Annotated in this window: 15 protein-coding genes; 6 read left to right on the top strand and 9 right to left on the bottom strand. The window is 63.2% G+C overall.

Annotated elements, in window-relative coordinates; genetic code table 11:
- The first annotated feature begins 10 nt into the window (after positions 1–10).
- The 6 genes from JOY50_RS05705 to JOY50_RS05680 all read left to right on the top strand — a co-directional run bounded on the left by JOY50_RS05705 (position 11) and on the right by JOY50_RS05680 (position 7,490).
- Entirely contained in the window at positions 11–1,462 is a 1,452-nt protein-coding gene (locus tag JOY50_RS05705) for a heme utilization protein (RefSeq protein ID WP_132840377.1), read from the top strand.
- Between the two features lie 61 nt (positions 1,463–1,523).
- Complete coding sequence (locus tag JOY50_RS05700) at positions 1,524–2,204, top strand: C39 family peptidase (RefSeq protein ID WP_028613760.1); 681 nt, start codon at positions 1,524–1,526, stop codon at positions 2,202–2,204.
- A gap of 45 nt (positions 2,205–2,249) precedes the next feature.
- Complete coding sequence (locus tag JOY50_RS05695; RefSeq protein WP_132840374.1) at positions 2,250–3,002, top strand: hypothetical protein; 753 nt, start codon at positions 2,250–2,252, stop codon at positions 3,000–3,002.
- Positions 3,003–3,048: 46 nt separating this feature from the next.
- On the top strand, positions 3,049–4,329 hold the full coding sequence (locus tag JOY50_RS05690; RefSeq protein ID WP_028613758.1) for a hypothetical protein: 1,281 nt from the start codon (positions 3,049–3,051) through the stop codon (positions 4,327–4,329).
- A gap of 136 nt (positions 4,330–4,465) precedes the next feature.
- Entirely contained in the window at positions 4,466–6,667 is a 2,202-nt protein-coding gene (locus JOY50_RS05685; protein ID WP_243054905.1) for an LTA synthase family protein, read from the top strand.
- Positions 6,668–6,761: 94 nt separating this feature from the next.
- Positions 6,762–7,490: a thioredoxin family protein gene (locus tag JOY50_RS05680; protein WP_243054904.1), complete on the top strand. Its 729-nt coding sequence runs from the start codon at positions 6,762–6,764 to the stop codon at positions 7,488–7,490.
- Positions 7,491–7,682: 192 nt separating this feature from the next.
- Here JOY50_RS05680 and ureG read toward each other — a convergent pair whose 3' ends face one another.
- The 9 genes from ureG to xerC form a co-directional block, all read right to left on the bottom strand.
- A complete protein-coding gene (gene ureG / locus JOY50_RS05675) occupies positions 7,683–8,306 on the bottom strand; it encodes an urease accessory protein UreG (RefSeq protein WP_010953755.1) in 624 nt (207 codons plus the stop codon).
- Positions 8,307–8,317: 11 nt separating this feature from the next.
- Positions 8,318–8,992: an urease accessory protein UreF gene (locus JOY50_RS05670; RefSeq protein WP_138737134.1), complete on the bottom strand. Its 675-nt coding sequence runs from the start codon at positions 8,990–8,992 to the stop codon at positions 8,318–8,320.
- Positions 8,992–9,537 carry a HupE/UreJ family protein gene (locus tag JOY50_RS05665; protein WP_132840364.1) on the bottom strand — a complete coding sequence of 182 codons (546 nt, stop codon included), beginning with the start codon at positions 9,535–9,537 and terminating at the stop codon, positions 8,992–8,994. Before JOY50_RS05665 ends, JOY50_RS05670 begins: the two co-directional genes overlap by 1 nt.
- A gap of 18 nt (positions 9,538–9,555) precedes the next feature.
- Positions 9,556–10,053, bottom strand: coding sequence for an urease accessory protein UreE (gene ureE / locus JOY50_RS05660; RefSeq protein ID WP_132840361.1), 498 nt, complete (start codon positions 10,051–10,053; stop codon positions 9,556–9,558).
- 10 nt (positions 10,054–10,063) lie between these two features.
- The gene (gene ureC / locus JOY50_RS05655) at positions 10,064–11,767 is read right to left on the bottom strand and encodes an urease subunit alpha (protein ID WP_132840358.1); all 1,704 of its coding nucleotides are present in this window, start codon (positions 11,765–11,767) and stop codon (positions 10,064–10,066) included.
- On the bottom strand, positions 11,764–12,081 hold the full coding sequence (locus JOY50_RS05650; protein ID WP_028613751.1) for an urease subunit beta: 318 nt from the start codon (positions 12,079–12,081) through the stop codon (positions 11,764–11,766). The genes ureC and JOY50_RS05650 overlap by 4 nt, the downstream gene beginning before the upstream one ends.
- Positions 12,082–12,100: 19 nt before the next feature.
- Positions 12,101–12,403 (bottom strand): urease subunit gamma, encoded by a 303-nt coding sequence (locus tag JOY50_RS05645; protein ID WP_016486440.1) that lies wholly within the window; start codon positions 12,401–12,403, stop codon positions 12,101–12,103.
- A 9-nt stretch (positions 12,404–12,412) separates the two neighbouring features.
- Positions 12,413–13,246 carry an urease accessory protein UreD gene (locus tag JOY50_RS05640; RefSeq protein ID WP_132840355.1) on the bottom strand — a complete coding sequence of 278 codons (834 nt, stop codon included), beginning with the start codon at positions 13,244–13,246 and terminating at the stop codon, positions 12,413–12,415.
- 376 nt (positions 13,247–13,622) lie between these two features.
- Positions 13,623–14,501 carry a tyrosine recombinase XerC gene (gene xerC / locus JOY50_RS05635; protein WP_405045967.1) on the bottom strand — a complete coding sequence of 293 codons (879 nt, stop codon included), beginning with the start codon at positions 14,499–14,501 and terminating at the stop codon, positions 13,623–13,625.
- Between the last annotated feature and the right edge of the window lie 337 nt (positions 14,502–14,838).

Raw genomic sequence — 14,838 nt, 5'->3', positions numbered from 1 at the left:
GAGAATCACCATGAAACCCTCGATGGCAATCAAGCCTCTGGTGTTCGCAATTGCTGCGGTCATGGCTGTTGCTGTACAAGCTGGGCAAAACGATCGGCGTAATGACCACCATAACGGCCACCATAACAATGGTCAGCACACGCCTCCACCCACCAAGATCCCTGTGTATGCAACGGCCAATGCCTGGGATACGCAAAACAGCGCTGACAACCAGATCACCAATCAGGGCACCATCAACGAAGCCGAGATGAACCAGTCGGGTGAAGGTTCGAGCGGTAACGTCGGCATCAACGTGGCGGCCGGTAACGGCAACCAGCAGGATAACGCAGCTGCCATCGCCAACGCGGGCTCCGAGTCGAGCCTGGACAACAGCTTCGTGTTCGGCATGGCCAATGCCACAGCCGATGTCGTGCAAACCAGCACAGGCAACCGGGTCAACAACTATTCGACCCAGTCGTCGGCTGTGATGAGCGGCTCGGCCAGCGGGGCTGAGGGCAACATCGGCATCAACATCGCCGGTGGCGACCTCAACCAACAGAAAAACACCATGGCGATCGCCAACACCGGTGCTCCGCTGGGTAATGCCACTGCCACCGCGTCTGCCGAACAGGACGGCCCAGGCCTGATCGTGAACAACGCCGCCGACCGCACCTACCGGGTGGATACGATTACCATCACCACCTCGGCAAGCGGTTCGAGCTCGCGTGATGGCACGTTCAACTCGACCGACGACCGCAACTCCTCGTCGAGCTTCAGCGTGGCCGGCTCGCAAAGCGCCAGCTCCAGCGGCTCCAGTGGCTGGAACTCCAGCGGTTCGAAAGCCAGCTCTGCCAGCGGGTCCAACAGTTCGAGCGCAAGTGGCTCGAACAGCTGGGGTGCCAGTGGCTCAGCCAGCGGCAGCAACAGCTCGTCGAGCAGTGCCAACCTGAATGCTTCGCTGGATGCAGCCGCCAACGCTACGCGTACCCTGACTACCGATGATGGCCGTCGCGAGCGCACCCGCTCCAGCACCTTCGATGGTTCGCTGAGTGCATCGCTGGATGTATCGGTCGACAAGTCGCGCGAAAGTGCATACGACTCTTCGTTCGAGAAAGCATTCGACTCCAACTACGACAAGTCGCGTGAATCGTCGTACGACAAGTCCAAGGAATCTTCGTACACCAAGTCTCACGACTCTTCGTACGAAAATGCTTCGGCCTCGGCGTTTGAAAAGTCTGGCGAAAAATCGAAACAGTCCTCCAACGACGTTTCGAAGAGCTACAGCGAAAGCAGCGCTTACGACTTGAGCAATACCGTGTCCTTCCAAGTGCTGACCCCGACCGGCTGGGCCAACCCTGTGACCAATACTGCAACCCTTAGCGGTTCGGTAAATGGTGGCAGCGGCAACCTGGGCGTGAACGTAGCGGCCGGTGTGGGCAACCAGCAGAGCAACTCGCTGGCCATCTCCAACACCTCGTTCTAAACGCTGCGCTTGAGGCCCCCTCCCGGGGGCCTTTCTTCAACACACCGGAAGGCAACCGATCATGCGTATTTTCGCCTTGGCGTTTTTGCTGTGCCTGGCCAGCGTGAGCGAAGCTGCACAAATGCCGCTGTCCGTCCTGCCGGGCGGCGCCGTGGTGTTCAAACCCCTCCAGAGCCTGCGCGAACGCAAATTTGCCGACCTGGTGCAACAGAAAACCGACTTCAGCTGCGGCGCCGCCGCGCTGGCCACCATCCTGCGCCAGGCCTACTGGCTGGATGTGGACGAACATCAGATCATCGAAGGCATGCTGGCCCACGCCGACCAGAACCTGGTGCGCACCCAAGGCTTCTCGATGCTCGACATGAAACGTTACGTCGAAAGCCTGGGGATGCGTGCCCGTGGTTATCGCGTAGCGCCCGACACCCTGCACAGCGTGCGTATCCCAGTCGTGGTGCTGATGGACGTGCGCGGCTACAAGCACTTCGTGGTCATGCAGAAGGTCGACAAGGGCTGGGTGTACATCGGTGACCCGGTACTGGGCCACAAACGCTACAAAGTCGAAGACTTCCTCAAGGGCTGGAACGGCATCATCTTCGCCGTGATCGGCCAGGGTTACGACAAGAACAACATCCTGCTCGACCCGCCCCTGCCATTGACCGCCAAGGGCCGGGTGGACACCTTCACGCCCGTGAAGGACAACGAGCTGCTGGACTTCGGCTTCATCAAAAGCGACTTCTTCTAACGACTGTTCTAATGACAAGGAGCATGATGCTCCAGGGAGCATTTCATGAAGACTTCATTGTGGCTGGCCATGGCCTGCCTGGCCGCCAGCCTGCCTAGCCACGCCGAGGCGTTGAAACCCATTGAACTGAAGGACCAGGAGTTGGCGAACCTGCGTGGGCGCTATGTGATGCCGGGGCGAATCGTGAGCTTCGGCATCGTCATGAGCAGCACCTGGCAAAACGCCAAGGGTGACGTGATCGGGGCGACGTCCACGCTGCAGGTTCAGCAATCGACCATCAAGCCCCAGTTTTATGTATCGATGATTGATGAAAAAGGCACAGGTACGGCGACGGGCAGTGCGCCCTCTGCCGGCACTGGCGTGGTAACCGGCGGCAACGGCCTTGCCACTACCGAGGGTGTGACCCAGGTGGTACGGGCGGCCGGTGACAACAACACGGCCTACAACAACGTCGATATCAACGTCACCAAGGCCAACCAGGCCCCCGCCGTGCAACAACAAGGTCAGGTGCTGGCCGCCGGCCAGACCCTGGTCGGGGAAAACGGCGCCGGCTCGCTCAGTGTGTCTTCGAGCGGTGTAGGTGTGCAGCTCAACATCAATGCCAGCAACAACCAGGGCAGCAGTGCGCAGCGCCTGGCCCAGGGGGGACTGATGCAGAATTCGACCTTGCTCGGCAACGGCAACCGGGTCAACAACATGACATCCCTGAATGTCGTCATGCGCGAGAACGTGCCGACGGCGGCTTCGCTCAACGGCAGCCTTGACCAGCTCAAAGGTCTTCGCACTTTCGGATACTGATCTACGCTCAGTCTCATCAAAAGTAGTTGGAAGGGACGGCAACTCCATGTACCGATCTTTTACGCTCAGAGCTTTTGTGTGTTTGACTACCCTGGCACCCGCCACAGCACTCTACGCAGCCGCCGACCCACAGGTGGAAGCGCTGAAACAGGAACTGATCGAACTAAAACGCCGTTACGAGGCCCAGCAACAGGCGCTGATGGTACTTGAACAGCGCGTGCGGCAGGTCGAGGAGGCCCCGGCAGCAGCGCCGCCCAAACGCCTGGTCAAATCCCCCGCCGAAGGGGTAAAAGGCGCGCAGACAGTCGCGTCAGGCACGCCAGGCGCCACAGGCAGCTCCTATGGCCAGGCGCTGACGGCCGATTCCCAGCCGGCGCAAAGCGTTTCCAACCTGTATGACGAAGCCAGCGGATTCTTTGGCGGAGGCAAGTTCAGCTTCGAAACGGGTGTCACCTACACCCATTACGATACCCGTGCGCTCACGCTCAATGGCTTCCTGGCGCTGGATTCTATCTTCCTCGGCAGTATCAACCTTGACCGGATCAAGGCGGACAACTGGACCTTGGACATGACCGCGCGCTACAACCTGGCGCAGCGCTGGCAGTTCGACATCAACGTCCCCGTGGTGTACCGCGAGTCAACTTATTCCTCCGGCGGCGCGGGGGGTGCCGGGGCCAGTACCTCCGATGCGAGCGTCACCCGCGACCCGGAAATCGGCGATATCAACGTTGGCGTGGCGTACAAGTTCCTCGATGAGGACGAGACCTGGCCTGACGCTGTTGCCACCCTGCGGGTCAAGGCGCCGACCGGCAAGGACCCGTATGGCATCAAGCTGCGCGAGGTTGACGGCAACAGCAACCTGTCAGTCCCGGAGAGCCTGCCGACCGGCAACGGCGTGTGGTCGATCACACCGGGCATCTCGCTGGTCAAGACCTTCGACCCGGCCGTGTTGTTCGGCAGCCTGTCGTACACCTACAACATGCAGGACTCGTTCAGCGATATCAGCCCGCAGGTCAACAGCAAGGTGCCGGGTGACGTGAAGCTTGGCGACTCCTGGCAAATTGGCGGCGGTATCGCCTTTGCCCTTAACGAGAAGATGAGCATGTCGTTCTCGGTGTCTGACCAGTTTGCCCGCAAGAGCAAGATCAAGCCGGATGGTGGCGACTGGCAGTCGATCTCCAACAGTGACTACAACGCCGCCAACTTCAACATCGGCTTGACCTTCGCCGCCACCGACAACCTGACCATCGTGCCCAACCTGTCCATCGGTCTGACCGACGATGCGCCTGACTTTTCCTTCAGCCTGAAATTCCCCTACTACTTCTGAGACTTGCCCAGGGCCGGCCCCGCGCAAGCGGGGCCGGCTTTTGGTTACCAGCCTTGTAGCAAACCGTTTTCCCTTCCCCGCCCTGTTATCATTCAGCACAGTTGCATGACGATTTAATGGCAAAAGGGAAGTTTTTGTGAAGAACCTGTCAGACCACCCACGTACCCGGCTTGCCGCCTTGGCAACCTTGGTACTGGTGATCCCACTGGGTACGCGCGCCATGCTGGGCTGGTCCAACCCGCTCGGTTACCTGTCCGACCTCGCCCTCGGCAGCCTGCTGATGTTGCTGCTACACCGTCGACCATGGTGGCTGGCCCTGCCCGTGCTACTGGCCTGGGCAGCCCTGTGGGTGGCTTCGGCGGAACTGGTTAGCGCGGTGGGCCGGTTGCCCACCAGCGCCGACCTGGCCTACCTGGTCGACCCGCAATTCATGGAGAATTCGACCGGCGGCGGCCTGGCCCACGCCTGGCTGCCCTTGACCCTGGGTGCCGGCCTGCTGGCCTGGCTGGTCACCGCCTGGCGCAGCCGTGCCCAGCGCAGCACGCCGCTGCCACGCAAGGCCTGGGCCATTCCGGTGGTGCTGTTTGGTGCCCACTGGGGTAGCCAGCAGCTGGCACCTACCGACGCTGACCAGTGGCGGCAATACAACCTCACCCACCAACTCATGTCCGCCGGGGTCGGTACCCTGGAGCGCACGGTCGAAGGCTGGATGGGCCATTCGCCAACCTTCACGCCACTCCCCAGCAGTGGCCTGACCCAATCCGACCTGAACGGGCAGCGGCTGCTGGCCGGGCCAGGCAGCGCTCGCAACCTGCTGGTCATCACGGTGGAAGGTATCCCCGGGGCCTACCTGCGGCCCAACCGCCACGCCCTGCACAGCCGCTTCGACGAAGACCTGATGCCCAAGCTCAGCCAATGGGCCGAACGCGGCATGAGCACCCCGGACTACGTGCTGCATACCCACCAGACCATCCGCGGCCTGTACGCGATGCTATGTGGTGATTACGACAAGCTGGCCAATGGCACGCCAAAAGGCGTAGAGCTGCTGACCCAGAACGAGCGCAACCAGGCCTGCCTGCCCGCGCAACTGCGCCAGGCCGGCTTTACCACCCACTACCTGCAAGGTGCCGGCCTGCGCTTCATGGCCAAGGACCGCATCATGCCGCATATCGGCTTCGACTCGGTGCATGGCCTGGAGTGGTTCCGCAACAAGAACTACCTGGACTTCCCCTGGGGCAAGGATGACCGGGCCTTCTTCGAAGGGGCGCTGGGCTACGTCGACCAGCTGCAGAAACAGGACAAGCCGTGGATGCTGACCCTGCTCACCGTGGGTACCCACCAGCCATACTCTGCACCAGCCGAGTATCTTGAGCGCTATGACACGCCAAAACAGGCGGCGGTCGCCTACCTGGACGATGCGCTCGGGGCTTTCCTCGACAACCTCGAACGCCAGGGCGTGCTCAAGAACACCCTGGTGGTAGTGACCTCCGACGAGTCCCATGGTATCGACGGCGTACGCCTGGCCTCGTCCTGGGGCTTCAACCTCACCCTGGCGCCGGAGCAGGCGCAGTTGCCGTCTATCAAACGCGGTACCTACGGCCATATCGACCTGGCAACTTCGCTGCTCGACTACTTTGCGCTGCCTATTCCCATGGCGCTTGGCGGCCGCTCGCTGTACCGCGACTACGACACGGGCCGCGAGATGATTTCCTACACCAACGGCATGCTGCGCTACCACAACGGCCAGGCCGTCTTCACCGAGTGTGACTTCCAGCAACGCTGCCGACGTTACGCCAGCGAGGGTTTCATTGCCGACCAGGCCCGCTACCTGGGCCCGGCTGACAGCCTGCTCGGCCAGCAGATCGGCGCGCTGGCCGGGGTGCTCGACCAGTCACTGTTGCAAACCCCGCTCAACCTGCGTTACCAGTTCGGCGGCCCATCGCCGATCAAATTGCGCAAGCGCATTCACGACGACTGGGCCGACAACCTGATCGGCGCCCAGTACCTGGAAATGCCGGAAGGCTCACATACCCGTGTGCGGGTCAAGGTGCGCTCGCTGGACCCCAAGCGTGTGGCCTACATCCAGCTCAAGGCCAAGCAACTGGAACAGGACGTACCGTTGGGCTTGCCTGCTGAAGTTAAGGTCACCGCCGACGAACCCCTGGAAATGGAGTTCAGCTTTGACAACCCGACCGAGCGCAAAGCGTTTTCCTTCCACTTGCTGGGCTACGGCGGCGGCAGGGTGGAAGTCAGCGACTTCAGCGTGATCACCGCGCTGCCCGGCGAAGAAGAAGCGGCGGATGAACTGACCGAGGGCCATATCGCCCATTCGGGCTGAGCGATTTACCGCTCATCGCCCGGCCACCGGTGCCTGTCGATCAGACCTGAGCGTGCTCGACTAGTGTGTGAATCCCCAGCGTGGAGACAGCACCATGAGCACAAGCGAAAGCAGGCACCCGGTGGTTTCCCGTAGCCAGTGGCTGGCAGCCCGCCAGCAACTGTGGCTGCACGAAAAGGCCTTTACCCACCATCGCGACGCGCTGGCAGCAGCCCGTCGCGCCCTGCCCTGGGTCAGGGTCGAACACGATTATCACTTCAAGGGGCCGGACGGCGATCTGAGCCTGGGCGACCTGTTTGCGGGGCGCAGCCAGTTGTTGCTCTACCATTTCATGTTCGTCGAGGGCTGGAGCGAAGGCTGCCCCGGCTGCTCGTTCCTTGCCGACCATTTTGACGGTGCCAACCTGCACCTGGCTCACCACGACGTGTCGCTGGTGGCGGTATCCCGGGCGCCGTATGCCGAGTTTCAGGCGTTCCGTCGGCGCATGGGCTGGCAGTTTCCCTGGTACTCGTCACAGGGCAGTGGTTTCAACGAGGACTTTGGCGTCAGTGTCGGCAGCGAGGGTGAACGGCATTACAACTATGAGCCGTATGACGGCAGTGAAAGCGAACTGCCCGGCTTGAGTGCGTTCTACCGCGAACCGGACGGCAGCGTGTACCACACCTACTCCACCTACGCCCGCGGGTTGGACATTCTGGTCAACACGTACAACTTCCTCGACATTGCGCCACTGGGGCGAAACGAAAGCGGGACCATGGACTGGGTGCGGCACCATGACCGCTATGAAGGGCAACCCGACAAGCCACACTGCTGCCACAACTGATCAAACCAGACGCAAATCGTTGTAGGAGCGGCCTTGCCGGGGCGCCGGACCGGTCGGAAAGGGCTGCAAAGCAGCCCCAGGATTTCAGCGCGGACGCGAGTACTGCCGGGGCCGCTTCGCGGCCCTTTCCGACCGGTCCGGCGCCCCGGCAAGGCCGCTCCTACAAGAGCCCGCGCAGTACTGATATCGCTATTAGCCACGCACACCCAGCATCCCGCGCTCGACAATGAAATCAATCACTGCCTGCAACCCCTCACCCTTCTTCAGGTTGCTGAAGGTCCACGGCCGCTGCGGCCGCATGCGCTGGGTGTCACGCTCCATCACTTCCAATGAAGCCCCTACATAAGGCGCCAGGTCGGTCTTGTTGATCACCAGGAAGTCCGACTTGGTAATGCCTGGACCGCCCTTGCGCGGGATTTTCTCCCCTTCGGCCACGTCGATCACGTAGATGGTCAGGTCGGCAAGCTCCGGGCTGAACGTGGCGCTGAGGTTGTCACCGCCGCTTTCGACGAAGATCACCTCCAGGTTGCCAAATTTGCGCGCCAGCGCCTCGACGGCAGCCAGGTTCATCGAGGCGTCTTCGCGAATCGCCGTATGCGGGCAGCCGCCGGTTTCCACGCCCACAATGCGCTCTGGCTCCAGGGCGCCGGCCTCGGTGAGGATGCGCTGGTCTTCCTTGGTGTAGATGTCGTTGGTGACCACGGCGATCTGGTAGTGGTCGCGCATGGCCTTGCACAGCGCTTCCAGCAGTGCAGTCTTGCCGGAGCCGACCGGGCCGCCGACACCGACGCGCAGGGGTTGTTGATAGCTTTGCATGAAGGCAGTCCTCAGGAACGGAACAAACGGGTGTATTGGGTTTCGTGACGCGATGAGGCAATGGCCAGCAATGGCAGGCCGCCACCGAGCTGGTCATCGCCCAGGGCCAATGCCTGGTCGAGGGCTGCCGGCAAGCCGGTGCCCAGGTCGCGCAGCAAGGTCTGGGCAGCCTGCTGGCCGAATGGCACCAGCTTGACCCCGGCCATTACCGCGCCTTCCAGCCAGGCAAAGCCATAGCCAAGGGCCAGCGGGCGCAGCGGGATTGCCCAGTGCGCAGCCAGCCAGGCCATACCGCCCAGCTGAGTCAATTCAAGGCTGGGGCGCCAGGCCGGGGCCTGGCCCAGTTGCCAACCATCAAGCAGCCGCGCCAACGCCGCGCCACGCTGCTGTTCTTCCAGGCGCAGCTCGGCGGTCTCGCGGTTGGCCAGCAGAAAACGGCACCAGTGGGCGAACGCCGCGGCATCCCCTGCCTGGCAAGCGTGGTACAGGCGCGCCAGCACCGGCCAGTCGAGGCAGGCCAGGGTGTCGTCGACCTGCTCGCGCTGCCAGGCCGCGAAACCGGCCGCGCCCTTTACCCAGCCCGCCTCGACTGCCCACTCCAACCCTTGCGAGTAGGTGAAACCACCCACCGGCAAGCCGGGGCTGGCCAGTTGCAAAAGGCGCAGCAATGCCAGATCGCTGTCCATCAACCGGCCAGCACCAGCGCGGCCCCGGCCAGCAAGCCGCCGCCAAAGGCCTTCTGCAGGCCGCTGTGCCGGCGCAGCAGGCAACCGACCGCAAAGCCCGCCGCCAGCAGCAGGCCGCTGACCGTGACAAACCCTGCACTGAATTGCCAGAACGCGCTTGGCGTGGCTTCTACGCCATGCGCCCAGCCATGGAACAGGGCAAACACCGGCATGGCCATGGCCAGCAGCAACTGGCGGCTCGGCAGCAGCACCGCGCCGGCAGCCACCAGCACCGACAAGGCGATCAAGGTTTCCATGCCCAGCACGTCGCCAAACAGGTGGCCACACACTGCCCCGCCAAACATCGCCGCCAGGGTTGCCAGGGGCAGCGTCAGGCTGCGCCCGGTCAACGCCGCGAGTACCCCGGTGCCGAGCAGCATCAGCAGGTGGTCAAGGCCGGTCAGCGGGTGCAGCAGGCCGTCCTGCAGCGGATTGCTGTCATGGCCAGGGTGGGCGAAGGCTGGCAGGGCCAGCATCAGCAGAAACAGGGCGAAGGTCTTTTTCATGGGTTGCTCCAGGGCAGTTCAGGAATGGGCAGGCAGGCGTACGAACGGGTGATCGTGGCCGTGTGCATGGCTGTGGCCATGCGGTGCGCTCTGGTAGGCCCCCGCTTCGGGCTCGAACGGTGCCTGTTCGGCTTCTACTGTCAGGCCCAGGCCACGCAGCATGTCGTCCAGCACATGGTCGTGCTGGAAGCGCAACAGACCGGCCTCGATCTGCAGGGGTACGTGGCGGTTACCCAGGTGATAGGCCGCCCGGGCCAGCAGGTGCGGATCGGCGCAGCGCACCGTCGACACGGCCTCGGGCGCCGCCAGCACGCGGATCAGCTGGCTGCCTTCGGCATCAGCAAGCAGCTCTCCCCCGCGCAACAGGTGGCCGCGCTCGAGCATGAGCCCGGCTTCGCGGCCATCGTCCAGGGTTACCCGCAGGCGGCTCTTGATGCGGCTGTCCACGTCCAGGGTGACGGTGCCGCTCACAGCAAGCGTGCCGGGGTCGGTGATACGGCGGGTCAAGACAATCATCGGTGCTCCTTCAGAACAGGAAGTAACGCTGGGCCAGCGGCAGTTCGCTGGCCGGTTCGCAGACCAGCAGTTCACCATCGGCACGCACCTGATAGGTCTGCGCATCGACTTCGATCAGCGGCTGCAGGGTGTTGTGGACCATGTCCGGCTTGCGCACCCGGCGGCAGCCGTTGACCACGCCAATCAGGCTGCGCAGGTTCAGCTCCTCGGCCAGGCCGCGGTCCATTGCCGCCTGGGGCAGGAAGGTCATGCGTGTGGCATGCCGTGCTGCGCCGAGGGCGCCGAACATCGGCCGGTAGTGCACCGGCTGCGGCGTGGGGATAGAGCCATTGATGTCGCCCATGGGGGCGGTGACAATCATGCCGCCCTTGATCACCAGGGCCGGCTTGACCGCGAAGAACGCCGGCGACCACAGCACCAGGTCGGCCAGCTTGCCCGGCTCTACCGAGCCCACCTCGTGGCCGATGCCGTGGGTCAGCGCAGGGTTGATGGTGTACTTGGCGATGTAGCGCTTGACCCGGAAGTTGTCACTGTAGGCGGTGTCTGGCGGCAAAGGCCCACGACGCAGTTTCATCTGGTGGGCAACCTGCCAGGTGCGCAGCACCACTTCGCCGACCCGGCCCATGGCTTGGGAGTCGGACGAGGTCATGGCAAAAGCGCCCATGTCGTGGAGGATGTCCTCGGCAGCGATGGTTTCGCGGCGGATGCGCGATTCGGCAAAGGCCACATCCTCGGCGATGCTCGGGTCCAGGTGGTGGCAGACCATGAGCATATCCAGGTGCTCGTCCACGGTGTTGACCGTGTACGGCAGGGTCGGGTTGGTCGAGGATGGCAGCACGTTGGCCTGCCCCGCTGCGCGAATGATGTCCGGCGCATGGCCACCGCCGGCACCTTCGGTGTGGAAGGTATGGATGGTGCGGTCGCCGATGGCCGCCAAGGTGTCTTCGATGCAACCAGACTCGTTGAGGGTGTCGGTGTGGATCGCCACCTGAATGTCCATTTCCTCGGCAACGCCCAGGCAGCAGTCGATAGCCGCCGGGGTCGAGCCCCAGTCCTCATGCAGCTTCAGGCCCACCGCACCGGCCGCGATCTGCTCACGCAGCGCGTCTGGCCGCGAGGCATTGCCCTTGCCTAGCAAACCTATGTTGATCGGCAGGCTGTCGGCGGCCTGCAGCATGCGCGCCAGGTACCAGGGGCCGGGCGTGCAGGTGGTGGCATTGGTGCCGGTGGCCGGCCCGGTGCCGCCGCCGATAAAGGTGGTGACGCCGCTGTTCAGGGCCTCATCCACCTGCTGCGGGCAGATGAAGTGGATATGCGAGTCGACACCGCCGGCGGTGACGATCTTGCCCTCGGCCGCGATCACTTCGGTGCCGGGGCCCACCGGTACGTTGACACCCGGCTGCACATCCGGGTTGCCGGCCTTGCCGATCACCGCGATACGCCCGTGTTTGATGCCGATGTCGGCCTTGACGATACCCCAGTGGTCGATGATCAGGGCGTTGGTCAGCACCAGGTCCATGGCCTCGACGGCCAGCATCTGGCCCTGCCCCATGCCGTCGCGGATGACCTTGCCGCCGCCAAACTTCACCTCTTCGCCGTAGATTGTGTAGTCCTTCTCCACCTCTACCCACAACGCCGTGTCGGCCAGCCGCACGCGGTCGCCCACGGTGGGCCCGAACATGTCGGCATAAGCCTGGCGGGAAATACGGCTCATACCCTGCCCTCCAGCGGGCCCATCACCTTGCCCTGGAACCCATAGACTTCACGCTTGCCGGCGTAGGCCACCAATTGCACGGTGCGCGCCTGGCCAGGCTCGAAACGCACGGCGGTGCCCGCCGGGATATCCAGGCGAAAGCCCAGGGTGGGCGCACGGTCGAACACCAGCGCCTCGTTGACTTCGTAGAAGTGGTAGTGCGAGCCGACCTGCACCGGCCGGTCGCCGTGGTTGGCCACACTGACACTGACCGTTTCGCGGCCAGTGTTCAGCTCGATGTCGCCAGCGGCGACCTGGATTTCACCTGGGATCATGCGGGGCTCCTGAGCGGTTTCAGACGATGGGGTCATGCACGGTCACAAGTTTGGTGCCATCCGGGAAGGTCGCTTCGACCTGCACGTCGTGGAGCATCTCGGCAATGCCGGGCATCACCTGCTCCCGGGTCAGCACCTCGCGCCCTTGGCTCATCAGCTCGGCAACGGTGCGGCCATCGCGGGCGCCTTCCAGCACAGCAGCACTGATCAGCGCCACGGCCTCCGGATAGTTGAGCTTCAGGCCACGGGCCAGGCGCCGTTCCGCCAGCAATGCGGCGGTAAACAGCAGCAATTTGTCTTTCTCTCTCGGGGTAAGCTCCATGGCGCTCTCTCAGGTAGCCCAGATACGCGGTGGGCAGGCAGGCAGGCCAAGGACGGCCGGGCGCAGCACATGCCACAGGCGTTGCAGGGTGCGTTGCAGGTGTTGGTTGTCATGGTCAAGCACACGGATAACCAGCAACGACCCCAGCAGGGTCGCGCCGGCCGGGTTGGCCAGTTCATCGAGCAGTGGGCGAACTTGCTCCAGCACCGCCTGGTCGGCGGGTGCCGCACAGAACGTAGCGAGCAGCGGGTGGCCGCCGAGCTTGTCCAGGCGCCCGCCTTCGATACGCAGGCGTTCATGCAGGCCTACTTCGTCGGGTAGCTCAATATGCAAACGGCTGTCCAGGGCGCCCTGCTCGAACCGTTCGTTCATGACAGGGCGCCCCAGGCACAGGGTTTCCCAGGCCAGCAGGCGCGCCCCGGGTTCGAGGGTGAAACGGCTGTCGAGGCTGGCGCGGGCGCCAGAAAAGAAGATGCTGTCCTGCGGCAACCATTCCAGTGTGCTGCCGGCGGCCAGCTGAAAACATTGGGTCAGCCGCGCAGTCGGGCCGATGCTGCGGTAGAACTTGCTGGCACCGGGCATGGTCAGCAGCGCGTGGCTGCCGGGTTCCAGGTGAATGTCCAGCTCAAGGCGGTCGCCAGCGACGATGCCACCTGGGGGGTGCAGCACATAGACATGGCACGGTGCACCTTCCGGGTAGAAGGGCCGCTGCACCAAAAGAGGTCCGAAATGCCGACGCGCACCAAGGCGGGTCACATCGTCACGCCTGACAAAGCGCAACTGCAGGTGGGCGCTCCAGCCTGCATCGTCTGGTTGTTGTTCGATCTGCTCCGCGAGCGACATCCTGCGGCCCCTGAAATCCGTGGCCTGCTGGCCGTTTAGAGGGTCCGACGCGGGCAGTAGCTAGCGCCCGCGGCCTGACCACTCGATCAAATTCGCAGGCTGGATATAGCAGGTTGCGGGCCAACTCCGCAGGTGAAGGAAAATGAAATTTTCGCCACGGCCGCTCTGGCATCGGGCATACGGGGGGATGGCGCACAAAGCGGGGGCGTGGGTTGGCCCTGTTTCGGTGCCGGCAGAAGTGCAAAAGGGGCCGCTTTGCAGCCCTTCGCGGGCACGCCCGCTCCTACAGGTTAATCTGCGCCTGGAGGCCCGTTTTATACCTGTGGGAGCGGGCGTGCCCGCGAAGGGGCGCAACGCGGCCCCAAAACATCAAACCTCAGTAATCGAAACGGTCGACCGCACGCCTACGCTCATTGTCGTCACGCCGGTCATAAATGGCGGTGGTCTGAATATTGACGTGGTGCGCCAGCTTCTGCGCAATCGACAGGTCGTGCTCTTCGATCACCCGGGTAATGAACGCCCGGCGGAAGTCATGCGGCATGATCTTCACCCCCACTTGCGCGCCGCGTTGGCGGGCAATGTAGTAGATCGCATGCTTGGTGATACGCGCCCGGGTGATGTGGCTACCGCGGCGGATACGGTTGAACAGGAACAGGTCGTCTTCTGCCCCTGCCGGCAGGTCCTGACGGCGCAAGTCAAGCCACGCCTGCAGCTTCTCGAACGCCCATGGCGGGGCGTACTTGATCAGCTGGTGGTTGCCCTTGCCCACCACCTGCAGGCTGCGCGCCTCGAAATCGACCTGGGCCAGGTCGATGTCCACCGACTCCGACTTGCGCATGCCAGTGCCGTACAGCAACGCGATGATCGCCGCGTCGCGCACCCCCTGCGGCCTCGGGTCGGACGCGCACACATCCATCAGTTCGCGAATCAGGCTGCGGCGCAGGTTGCGCCCTGGCGGCAGGCGGCTGCCAGTGGCCGGTTTGACCTCACGAATGCGCAACAGCTGCTCATGGTCGATCAGGCCCTGACGCCAGGCTTCGTTCATCACCCCACGAATGGCGTTGACGTACAGCGACGAACTATTGGGCGCATAACCGTCGGCACGCAGGGCCGACACCAAGGCGATCACGTGGCCAGGCTCTAGCCGATGCCAAGGCACATCGACCACATTGCAGTCTACGAAGCCAAGCCGGTCGGCGGCGTCCTGAAGGATGTAGCGCATGGTCTGCTGGCTGGATGGGGCCAGGCGGTCCATGTACTGCAGCAGCGGATTTTTAGGAAGATCGGACAAAAGTGAATCCTGTAGCGAAGCGGCAGCCGGCAGCGAACCGGGCAAAACCTCAAGCGAGTCGAAACGACCTACAAACAAGTCCCAATGAGCGCCAAGCGCGCATGCCATCAGGCCCCTGAACGGTGCCATCACCTTGATATTAAAGGGCTTTGCAACTGGCACGGTTCGTAATCTTACCCCAATTGAGGTCTACCGAACGAACCGAGGATCGCCCATGCCAAGTGCAATCATCGTTCCTGTTGTAGCCCAGACAGACGGCATGCCCGGCTGACGCGGTCATTTGTAGGAGCGGCCTTGTGTC

This window comes from Pseudomonas sp. BP01 (assembly GCF_022760795.1).
Taxonomy (GTDB): domain Bacteria; phylum Pseudomonadota; class Gammaproteobacteria; order Pseudomonadales; family Pseudomonadaceae; genus Aquipseudomonas; species Aquipseudomonas putida_Q.
This window is presented reverse-complemented; position numbering and strand designations above follow the sequence as displayed.

Coding starts and splice junctions, on each gene's coding strand:
- JOY50_RS05700 (WP_028613760.1), top strand. CDS start 1,524: ATGCGTATTTTCGCCTTGGCGTTTTTGCTGTGCCTGGCCAGCGTGAGC.
- JOY50_RS05690 (WP_028613758.1), top strand. CDS start 3,049: ATGTACCGATCTTTTACGCTCAGAGCTTTTGTGTGTTTGACTACCCTG.
- JOY50_RS05650 (WP_028613751.1), bottom strand. CDS start 12,081: ATGATCCCAGGTGAAATCCAGGTCGCCGCTGGCGACATCGAGCTGAAC.
- JOY50_RS05695 (WP_132840374.1), top strand. CDS start 2,250: ATGAAGACTTCATTGTGGCTGGCCATGGCCTGCCTGGCCGCCAGCCTG.
- JOY50_RS05640 (WP_132840355.1), bottom strand. CDS start 13,246: ATGTCGCTCGCGGAGCAGATCGAACAACAACCAGACGATGCAGGCTGG.
- JOY50_RS05665 (WP_132840364.1), bottom strand. CDS start 9,537: ATGAAAAAGACCTTCGCCCTGTTTCTGCTGATGCTGGCCCTGCCAGCC.
- JOY50_RS05680 (WP_243054904.1), top strand. CDS start 6,762: ATGAGCACAAGCGAAAGCAGGCACCCGGTGGTTTCCCGTAGCCAGTGG.
- ureE (WP_132840361.1), bottom strand. CDS start 10,053: ATGATTGTCTTGACCCGCCGTATCACCGACCCCGGCACGCTTGCTGTG.
- JOY50_RS05670 (WP_138737134.1), bottom strand. CDS start 8,992: ATGGACAGCGATCTGGCATTGCTGCGCCTTTTGCAACTGGCCAGCCCC.
- JOY50_RS05705 (WP_132840377.1), top strand. CDS start 11: ATGAAACCCTCGATGGCAATCAAGCCTCTGGTGTTCGCAATTGCTGCG.
- JOY50_RS05645 (WP_016486440.1), bottom strand. CDS start 12,403: ATGGAGCTTACCCCGAGAGAGAAAGACAAATTGCTGCTGTTTACCGCC.
- xerC (WP_405045967.1), bottom strand. CDS start 14,501: ATGGACCGCCTGGCCCCATCCAGCCAGCAGACCATGCGCTACATCCTT.
- ureG (WP_010953755.1), bottom strand. CDS start 8,306: ATGCAAAGCTATCAACAACCCCTGCGCGTCGGTGTCGGCGGCCCGGTC.
- ureC (WP_132840358.1), bottom strand. CDS start 11,767: ATGAGCCGTATTTCCCGCCAGGCTTATGCCGACATGTTCGGGCCCACC.